The 7,956-nt window shown below is 55.5% G+C and carries 7 protein-coding genes; 4 read left to right on the top strand and 3 right to left on the bottom strand.

Annotated elements, in window-relative coordinates; translation table 11 throughout:
* A partial coding sequence (locus VMJ32_02770; protein ID HTQ37920.1) for a tetratricopeptide repeat protein occupies positions 1 to 874 on the top strand: 874 nt, incomplete at its 5' end.
* 6 nt (positions 875 to 880) lie between these two features.
* Here VMJ32_02770 and VMJ32_02765 read toward each other — a convergent pair.
* Positions 881 to 1,363 (bottom strand): DinB family protein, encoded by a 483-nt coding sequence (locus VMJ32_02765; protein HTQ37919.1) that lies wholly within the window; start codon positions 1,361 to 1,363, stop codon positions 881 to 883.
* Between the two features lie 394 nt (positions 1,364 to 1,757).
* Here VMJ32_02765 and VMJ32_02760 point away from each other — a divergent pair, with 394 nt between their 5' ends.
* From VMJ32_02760 to VMJ32_02750, 3 genes are all read left to right on the top strand, one after another.
* Positions 1,758 to 2,516: an ATP-binding cassette domain-containing protein gene (locus tag VMJ32_02760; GenBank protein HTQ37918.1), complete on the top strand. Its 759-nt coding sequence runs from the start codon at positions 1,758 to 1,760 to the stop codon at positions 2,514 to 2,516.
* Positions 2,517 to 2,619: 103 nt separating this feature from the next.
* Positions 2,620 to 4,857, top strand: coding sequence for an ABC transporter permease subunit/CPBP intramembrane protease (locus VMJ32_02755; GenBank protein HTQ37917.1), 2,238 nt, complete (start codon positions 2,620 to 2,622; stop codon positions 4,855 to 4,857).
* Between the two features lie 70 nt (positions 4,858 to 4,927).
* Positions 4,928 to 6,196 carry an amidohydrolase family protein gene (locus tag VMJ32_02750; GenBank protein HTQ37916.1) on the top strand — a complete coding sequence of 423 codons (1,269 nt, stop codon included), beginning with the start codon at positions 4,928 to 4,930 and terminating at the stop codon, positions 6,194 to 6,196.
* 90 nt (positions 6,197 to 6,286) lie between these two features.
* Here VMJ32_02750 and hisG read toward each other — a convergent pair whose 3' ends face one another.
* Both hisG and hisE read right to left on the bottom strand, forming a co-directional pair.
* A complete protein-coding gene (gene hisG / locus VMJ32_02745; GenBank protein ID HTQ37915.1) occupies positions 6,287 to 7,141 on the bottom strand; it encodes an ATP phosphoribosyltransferase in 855 nt (284 codons plus the stop codon).
* A 207-nt stretch (positions 7,142 to 7,348) separates the two neighbouring features.
* The gene (gene hisE / locus VMJ32_02740; protein HTQ37914.1) at positions 7,349 to 7,690 is read right to left on the bottom strand and encodes a phosphoribosyl-ATP diphosphatase; all 342 of its coding nucleotides are present in this window, start codon (positions 7,688 to 7,690) and stop codon (positions 7,349 to 7,351) included.
* Positions 7,691 to 7,956 lie beyond the last annotated feature (266 nt).

Genomic DNA, 7,956 nt, shown 5'->3' with positions numbered 1-7,956 from the left:
CCTGGGCTTTACCGACGTGGGCTACATGCAATACTCGCTGGTGGCCGATCATTATCAGCATATCGCCATCATTGGCGTCCTCGCTCTGATTGCCGCCGGCTGGAGCTGTTGGCGTACATCCATGCCCAACAGGGGTCGTATCGTGGCCGAAATCGTCGCTGCCATGTACGTCGGCGGTCTGGCCTTTCTCGCGCTCCGGCAATGCGAAGCATATTGCGATCCCGTAATTCTGTACGAAACCACGCTGAAAAAAAATCCAGCCTGTTGGTTGGCGCACAATAACTTGGGAAACTTCCTCAGTGCAGCTAATCGCAAGCAAGAAGCCATCGAGCATTTCAAGGCATCGTTAAACATCAAACCCGATCAGCCCAGGGTATACAGCAATTTGGGAGTGGCTCAATTTGAAATCGGCCAGCCTGAACAAGGAATCGCCTCCTTTCAGCATGCGCTGAAGCTCGATCCAAATAGTGACGAAGCGGAAACAAATTGGGGCGTGGCGCTGGGAAAAATGGGCCTGTCCGCAGAAGCCATCAAACATTTGCAGCGGGCTGTCGAACTCATGCCGAATAATGCCGAACATTACAATAGTTTGGGGCAGGCATTATTGGATGCACATCAATTCCAAGAAGCAATCAAATATCTGCAAACCTCGCTGCAACTCGATCCTGACGCAGTCAACACCTACGTCGCGTTGGCAGTGGCTTATACCGGCGCCAATCGCCCTAACGATGCGTTAACCACCTACCAATATGCCTTGGAACTCGCGCGTGCACAGCATCAAACCGAAATGGCTCAGCAACTCGAGGACTTGCTGAAGAGAATTCACATGCTTCAACAAACACCTCCTGAAAAGGAACGTCAACTCCCAAACTAAAGATCTTTAAAACAGCGGTTTGCGGCCGAGTTGGCGGCGCACCACCACCCATTGACCGGCGTGCATCAGCCAGTGGCTGCCTTGCAGCGAGAGCATCGAGCCCACCGTCGGGGCAAATACAACCCCGGTAGGGGCATCGAGTTTTTCGTCGGTCAGTTTGTCCAAAAATGCCAACGTCGCGGCGCGTTGTTGCTGATGAAGTTTCAGTAGCTCATCTTTTTTGCAGAACTTGCTGGCATCGTCGGAAGTGGCCGCCTCTTTGGAATACTTTTCGGAAAAACCGGCCGGCAACGGCGGCGCCGATCCCGGCGCCATTTGATTCAGCATGTTATTCTCCGCCGCAATCAGGTGACCTACTTGCCAGTTAATATGGTTACAGCCGGGGCACGGGCGGCGCAGCATGTCTGCGTCTGTAAGGTCTTCTAAATACGGCAGCGAAACCGCATCGCCGGTATCGATCGCCAATTTAATTGCTTGGCGTGCGTTCATCATCGTTCTCCTGCTGTGTGAATGTTTCCGTTTATGTGACTCCGGAGCCGGTGCCCATCATAGCGTCGTCCCGGCGATTGTCGAAAGGGGCATTGGAGTTTTCCTCGTGACAATGTCCACATACAAACGGACTTTTTGACCGCGACTTTTCAAACGCGGCCCTTGTCTGCCTGCAAAATCGTCACGACCGGCTTGCTGGGTAATTTTGATCCGAAGATTATGAGACGTGCATTTGCAGGGTAATTTAGGCATCTTCGGGAAGTAGCGCGCATGGAGTAAACTAAAATCTGACAGACTGTGCGCGCTGACCGTCGCTTCGCTGCGAGCGAATCGATGCTGTCATTGCCCGTCGCGCCCTCACGATCACTGGCCCTAAGCTTTGCCGCACACCGCCGTGATTCACGCCCGACAACTCACGAAGTTTTATGCCGATTTGCGTCGCGGGCAGTTCGTGGCGCTGGATCAGGTCAGCTTCAACGCGTTGCCCGGACAAATCTACGGCCTGCTGGGGCCCAACGGCGCTGGCAAAACCACGGCCTTACGAATTCTTAGCACCATGTTGCGCCCTAGTAGCGGTTCGGCTTCGGTGAACGGCTGCGACGTAGTCACCCAGCCGGCACTGGTGCGGCGGCAAATTGGCTTTGTTTCGGCCAACACGGCCGTATACGACCGGATGACCGCCCGAGAAATGGTGGAATACTTCGGCCGCCTGCACGGCATGCATGAAGAACATTTGCAAGCCCGTATGGAGGAGCTCTTTACTCGCCTGCAAATGAACGACATTCGCGATTTGCTGGGCTCGAAAATGTCGACGGGCATGAAGCAGAAAGTTTCGATTGCGCGGGCCATTATCCATGACCCGCCGGTGGTGATTTTCGACGAAGCGACCGTGGGGCTCGATGTGTTGGTCGCCCGAGCGCTCTTGAATACCGTGGCTGAGCTGCGTGAACATGGCAAGTGCATTATTTTTTCGACTCACATCATGCGCGAGGCTGAGAAGCTATGCGATCGGATTGCCATCATCCATCGCGGCTCCATCTTGGCAGAAGGCGGATTGGACGAACTGCTTGATCGGCATCAGCAGCGTGATCTGGAAGAGTTGTTCTTTCAATTGATTTCGTTGCATGATGAGACAGAGCCCGTGAACAGGTAAGTGGTAAGAAGCAAACGGTTATGGCCGGGGGGAGCGAATGGCGGGTATCTGTGGGTGAGCGGGCGAACGAGACATGCGGCGGCCGGCCGGCGGCGGGTGGAACATGAACTGGCAAAACGTCAAATTGATTTTTCTCCGCGAGGTGCGCGATCAATTGCGCGACCGGCGCACCTTGTTCATGATTTTTGTCCTGCCGCTGCTTATGTATCCGCTGTTGGGAATGAGCATTTTGCAGGTGTCGCAGTTTTTGCGCGAGCAGCCTACAAAAATCCTGATGGTCAATTTGCCGCAGTTGGCCGATCTGCCGCCGCTGCTCATCGACGACCATTTTAACCCGCAATGGCTGAGCGATCCCACTCAACAACATTTGTTCGATCTGTTATTGACGAACGAAAATGACACGCCGGCCACCATCCCGGATCAGGCTGCTACGGAAGAAAAAATCCGGCGCGCAATCCAAAACGATGAATACCAGGCCGCTGTGGTTTTTCCGGCGGATTTCGCGCAACAGCTGCAGCGATTTCGCATCCAATTGCGGCAACGTTCCGGCTCTGCGGCTCAAACACGGGAAGCGGAGCCGGCCGTTCCAAATCCGTTCATTTACTGCAACACCGCGAACGAAAAATCGCACCTGGCTTATACGCGGCTTTCAAATCTGCTGCGCGCCTGGGCCGATGCCGTGGCCAAGCAGAACTTAAAAGATTCACAATTGCCGGAACTGGCTGCCCGCCCGTTTGAATTCCAGCGCCAAGACGTCTCCGAACCTCAGCAGCGGACCGCAGCCATGTGGTCCAAAATATTGCCGTTTGTGCTGTTGCTGTGGGCCTTGACCGGTGCATTTTATCCCGCGGTCGATTTGTGCGCCGGCGAGAAAGAACGCGGCACGTTGGAAACCCTGCTGTGCAGCCCGGCTCAACGCAGCGAAATTGTCACTGGCAAGTTGTTTACGGTGATGCTGTTCAGCATGATGACCAGCATTTTGAACTTGCTGAGCATGGGCCTCACCGGGGCACTGGTAATTGCTCACTTGCCGGCGGCCGATGAGGCCGCCCGCCTGGGTGTGCCGCCCCTGGTTTCGCAATTGTGGTTGGTCCTGGCGTTGGTGCCGGTATCGGCTTTGTTTGGCGCGCTGTGCATTGCGCTGGCGGCGTTTGCACGCAGCACTCGGGAAGGGCAGTATTACCTGATGCCGTTGGTTTTGGTCACGCTGCCGCTGGTCATTTTGCCGATGGGCCCCGGCATGGAATTGAATTTGGGAAACAGCCTGATTCCCTTGACCGGCTTGGTGTTGTTGTTGCGTTCGCTGCTGGAAGGGAGCTATTTGGCCGCATTACCCTACATCCCCATCGTCGTCGGCGTAACGCTTTTGTGTTGCTTGATGGCCGTCCGTTGGGCGATCGAGCAGTTCAATAAAGAGAGCGTGCTGTTCCGCGAAAGTGAGCGGCTGGATGTCAGTTTGTGGCTGCGGCATTTGGTGCGAGACCGCAGCGATACTCCCACTGCGGCGGAAGCATTGGCATGCGGCATCCTGATCTTGATGATCAGCTTTTTTATGGGCTTCGCAATTTCCGCGCCCGCGAATTTCGGCGATTACTTCAAGATCATCGTGGTGACGCAACTCGTCGTGGTCCTAACGCCCGCCGCTTTGATGACGGTCATGTTCACGCGCAGTCCCAAGCAAACGCTGTTGCTCCGCTGGCCCGTTTGGTGGACTTTGTCGGCCGCCGTTCTGTTGGCGGTAGCCTTCGAGCCCATCATCTTAGTGCTGCGTGTGGCGGTCGAGCAATTGTACCCCTTGTCGCCCGCGGCAGTGGCCGTCCAAGAGAGCATGCAGAAAGCGCTGGGCGAAGCCCCTAACTTGGGCTGGGTGATTTTGCTCCTGGGGTTGGTCCCGGCCATTTGCGAGGAGCTCGCCTTTCGCGGATTTATTTTGTCTGGTTTTCGCCATCTCGGACATAAATGGCGGGCCATTGTTCTAAGCAGCCTATTTTTCGCGATCACGCATTGGATGTTTCAACAATCGGTGATCGCTTGCCTGCTCGGTGCCGTCATTGCCTTCATCGCCGTGCAAACCGGAAGCATAGTCCCCGGCATGCTTTTCCATTTCACGCATAACTCGCTGTTATTGATCTCGGCGGAATTCAGCGAGCAGCCACGCTTTCAGAAGTTTTTTATCTGGCTCTCCGAAAAACAATACATTTATTCCTGGTGGATATTTGGAATGGGGGTAATTGTAACATGCTTGTTGCTGTTGAAGTTTGGCAGCCTTTCGTATCGAAAGACGGAAGAAGAAGCGTTGCAGGAGGCCATTGATCGTCAGGTGGCGGAAGTCCCTGGGTGAGTTAGACAATGGATCCTGCCTGCCCTAAAATGCGGCTCCCATTTCTCCCGCATGGCCCGGTGATTTTCCGATGCTTGCCTTCCGCGCCCGATACGTGTTCCCGATCAATGCGCCCCCGATCCCTGACGGCCTGGTGGCGATTGATCACGACCGCATTGTGGCGGTAGGCGAAAGCTCTTCTCCAGCGATTCGCGATTTGCTGCCGGCCGCCCGAGATTTAGGCCACGTGGCCATTCTGCCGGGGCTCATTAACCCCCACACGCATTTGGAATTCAGCGATTTGCAGCAACCCCTGGGGACTCCGGGAGTAGCGTTTACCCAGTGGATTCGCGATGTGGTGCGCCAGCGGCGGGAGCGAAAATCCAATCACGATCCGCTCGCACTCGGCATTGCAGAATCGTCCTCATGCGGTGTGACGACGCTGGGAGAAATCGCTTCCACGCCTTGGCAGCGAGGCATTTCCTGGCCGCTGGAAATCACTGAGTTTTGCGAAGTGATAAATTTCCAGCGCGAGGCAGATCAACAACGATACCAAAATGCGGTCAAAGCCGTGACGAGTGGCATAGATGATGCGCATGCTGCGATCCAATGGACCGATTCTTTCCGTCCCGGCATCAGCCCCCATGCGCCTTACACAGTTCGGCCACAGATCATGGTGGAATGCGCTCGAATTTCGGCGGAACGGCGAATTCCTTTGGCCCATCATCTAGCGGAATCGCGCGACGAATTGATGCTGTTGCGGACCGGACGCGGCCCCTTCGTCGGGTTGTTGGAAGCTTTCAACGCCTGGGATCCGCACGCTATTCCGTTTGGCTCACGCCCCCTCGATTATTTGAATATGTTGGCCGGGGCGCACCGCACGCTAATCATCCACGGCAATTATTTGGACGATGAGGAAATCAATTTTGTGGCCCACAACGCAGAGCGAATGTCGATCGTCTATTGCCCGCGGACGCATGCCTACTTTGGGCACGATCCTTATCCACTAGCGAAAATGCTGGCGGCCGGGGTGAATGTGGCTCTGGGTACCGATAGCCGCGCGTCGAATCCGGATTTATCGATTTTGGCCGAAATGCAATTTGGCGCGGCCCAGCACCCCACGGTGCTGCCGGCGACACTGTTGCGGATGATCACCGTCAATGCCGCCAAAACCCTGGGACGCGAGGCAGAAACCGGCACGCTCACACCGGGCAAATTCGCCGATTTGGCGATCGTTTCGCTGCCCAAACATGACGCCGCCGATCCGCACGAATTGCTGTTTGATCCTGCTTGCGGCGCTATCGCCACCATTTACCGCGGCCGTGCCGTACATGGCGAAAAAGTGCTCTGGCCGTCATAAAGCCGCGACCGTTGGTCGCGCGGAACTGCCGTTTGATAACGGCTAATCCGGTGCGACCCGCGGTCGCCGCTTTACGGAAGATGCAGCCTCTCACAGCCGGCAGTTGGCAATTTGCGTTTCCAAAATTGCCGAGGCTCCAATCGCTTCCAGCCGTTCCATAATGTCGATCACTTCGCCCCGGCGAACCATCACTTTCACCGCGCACCACTGGGGGTCTTCCAGCGCGCTGACCGTCGGCGAGTTGAAGCCAGGCGTAATTTTTTCCGCTTCTTTCAGCTTGGCCCGCGGCACGTTGTATTCCAGCAGCGAGTAACTGCGGGCAATCACCACGCCCTCCAACCGGCGAACCACGCGGTCGGCAAGTTCGGCGTGTCGTTTCTGTCCGTTTTGAATGAGGATGGTTTCGTAATTGCCGATTTCGTCGAGAATGCGCAACTGATTGGCTGCCAGCGTGCTGCCGGTTTCGACCAAATCGACAATCGCTTCCGCCACGCCTAGCGCGATCATGATTTCCACGCTGCCGGTCAGCGTAACCAAGTGTGCGGCTTCGGCCCCGTGTCGCTTAAGATATTGCCGTGTGACGTTGGGAAAGCTGGTGGCAACTCGCGCGCCGTGTAAATCCTTGGCGGCTTTGACCGCGCTGCTTTCAGGCACACACACCGCCAGCCGGCAGTGGCCGATCCCCAAATCAAGCCGCCGGAGCACTTCGGCGCCGGTTTCCGCCACCAAATCGGCGCCGACAATGCCCATATCGATGGCCCCTTCGGCACACAGCACCGGAATGTCGTCGGTCCGCAGAAAAGTGATGTCGACGGGAATTTCCTTGCAGCGTGCAAACAACGTCCGTTCCGAGCGGCGAAAGCTCAGCCCGGCTTCTTTGAGCAGGCTTTCGGCGATTTCCGCCAACCGGCCTTTGCTGGGAACGCCAATGCGTAGGTTATCCATCGTTTTTCTTTAGACGGAGTTTACCACGGAGACACAGAGACACGGAGGAGATTTTATAAGGAATCCAGGAAGACAGGAACAGAGTGCTATGTTGCGACTGCCCCTATCTGTTTTTCTGTATTCCTGGCTTCCTTATAAGAAATCTGCTGCTGTCTTCTCTGTGTCTCTGTGCCTCCGTGGTGAAAATTGGCTTTCGAATTTACTGATTTATTGTTTGGGTCGTGACGCTTTTTCGTCCAGCCCGCTAATGCCGAAGCGCTTCGCGATTTCGGCTTCCACCTCGGTCAATTTAACCTCTCGGTAGCCGAGCATGACGAATAAATGGTAAATCAAGTCGCCGGCCTCGCGAATTAAATGAGCACGCCCTTCTACACCGGGTTCGCCGGCCGCCTCCACCACTTCGGCCGCTTCCTCGACAATTTTCTCGCCGATCTTTGCCACGCCGCCGGCGAACAGCGTGGTGGTGTATGATTTCGTGGGCGGATTGATTTTTCGGTCTTCAATCACCGCCATCAGTTGGGCCAAAATGTGCTGCTGGGTTTCGCTCACGTGAATTCTGGATTACTGCCTTCCCAACGACTTTGGAAACTCTTAAGTTCTTCCGCTGCAATGGTCGTTCATGAAAGATGTTACGATAGTCGGGAAGGTTCGTTCAGGCAACCGGAAAAATGTCAGAAAGCACAGGCTGGCCGAAGATCCACAATGACTGAAATCTTGCCAAATGCGTGGTTTCTGACTGGTCCAACCGCTGCCGGGAAAACGGCAGTCGGGTTGGAGTTGGCCCGGCTGATCGGCGCCGAAATTATTTCGTTGGA

Source organism: Pirellulales bacterium (assembly GCA_035499655.1).
Taxonomy (GTDB): domain Bacteria; phylum Planctomycetota; class Planctomycetia; order Pirellulales; family JADZDJ01; genus DATJYL01.
Note: the sequence above shows the minus strand (reverse complement) of the source record. Positions and strands in the feature narration are given on the sequence as shown.